The organism is Thauera aromatica (assembly GCF_023093595.1).
Classification (GTDB): domain Bacteria; phylum Pseudomonadota; class Gammaproteobacteria; order Burkholderiales; family Rhodocyclaceae; genus Thauera; species Thauera aromatica_A.
Map to the genome: position 1 here is coordinate 1 of NZ_JALLIK010000037.1, position 1,727 is coordinate 1,727.

The following is a 1,727-nucleotide window of genomic DNA, read 5'->3' on the forward strand; positions in this document are numbered from 1 at the left end:
GCGAGGCGGTAACGCTGCTTCGGGCTACGCCCTGCGCAGCGTTACCGCCTCGCATAATCGAGCGGACAATTCATTTGCTACAACACCGGACAGTTCTATTTGTTGCCAACACGCAGGGCTGCCGCAGCTACGCACATCGCATGTTCGGGCGGTCAGTCGCCTGCCCACACCAACAACGGGTTGCACAAACTTTGTGCAACTTGGGCCCGATTTGGCGGGGAAGACGGCTGCTGCGGTCCACCTTACTGATGATCGTGTCATGCATTATGGGTAGCTGCGGTAGCCCTGCCTTGGAACGATCGAGTTTTCTCTCGCTTACGGCACCACCCCGAGTGCCCTTGCTGCCTACTCGGTCCCGCCCAAGACGGCATCAGCGGCACGCGGTCAGAAATCTTGCGGCATAGCCGCTACTCGGGATTCAGGTAAACGCAAAATATCTGAAATACAACTAAACGACTGCTACGCTGCACTAGCCGCGCCACCCTCATCCACCCGACTCAACGGTGACTCACGGCCATGGAATGCATGATCACCAGGAAGTGCCCTCGCCCAGGAGAGAGCCTCTTTGAATCGCCCCGTGTTTCGCGGAGGCGGTTGTGTTTGAGTCAGGCGGTGACCGCCTGCTCGCTCAGGTTACGGTAGTAGTTTGCCTCGGCTTCAGCAGGCGGAATGTACCCGATCGGCTCAAGCAGACGGTGGTGGTTGAACCATGACACCCATTCGAGGGTGGCCAGCTCGACTGCTTCAACGCTCTTCCAAGGCCCACGCCGATGAATGACTTCTGCCTTGTAGAGCCCGTTGATCGTCTCGGCCAGCGCGTTATCGTAGCTGTCGCCACGGCTGCCGACCGACGGCTCGATGCCCGCCACACTCAGTCGCTCGCTGTAACGGATCGAGACGTACTGCGAGCCACGATCGCTGTGGTGGATCAAGGCGTTGCGTTCGGGCTGACGCGCCCACAGCGCTTGCTCGAGGGCGTCGAGCACGAATTCGGTATGCATGGATCGGCTGACGCGCCAGCCCACGATGCGGCGGGCGAAGACGTCGATGACGAAGGCGACGTACACGAAACCGTGCCAGGTCGAAACATACGTGAAATCGGACACCCAAAGCTGGTTCGGGCGCTCGGCAGCGAACTGCCGATTGACGCGGTCGAGCGGACAAGGTGCGCCAGGATCGGGCCGGGTGGTCCGAACCGCCTTGCCACGCCTGGCGCCGCACAGCCCTTGGGTCCGCATCAGCCGCTCGACGGTGCAGCGCGCGACCTGGATGCCTTCGCGCTGCAGCTGCCGCCACACCTTGCGCGCTCCATACACTTGCAGGTTCGCCTGCCAAACCCGCTCGATGTGCCCCTCCAGCACCTCGTCACGACGGCTCCGTGACGAGCGCAAGGCCGGATCGCGCCGGCGAGCCACGGTGCGTCGATAAGCGGACGGGGCGACCTGCAGAACTCTGCAGATCGGCTCGACCCCGAAGCGCTCGCGGTGCGTGTCGATGAAGCCGTTCATCACTTGTTGCGGCGGTCGAGCTCCGCCTGCGCGAAATACGCGCTGGCCAGGTGCAGGATCTCGTTGGCTTTCTTCAACTCGCGCACCTCGCGCTCGAGCTCCTTGATGGTATCTGTCCGGAAATCCCCGTTCTTCCGCAGGCGCCCGCATTGATGGATCGTTGTGGCTCCTTGAATAGCGGAGCATGCGACGATGGAAGGAGAGTTGGGTTCGGATGGC

At 62.0% G+C, this 1,727-nt stretch carries 1 pseudogene and 1 other annotated feature; the pseudogene reads right to left on the minus strand.

Features of this window, described 5'->3' with window-relative positions:
• Positions 1-605: 605 nt before the first annotated feature.
• Positions 606-1,621, minus strand: a pseudogene (locus MXC99_RS00430) (IS3 family transposase); the annotation flags it as partial.
• Positions 1,434-1,550: a sequence feature (AL1L pseudoknot), on the minus strand. Its footprint overlaps the pseudogene before it by 117 nt.
• Positions 1,622-1,727 lie beyond the last annotated feature (106 nt).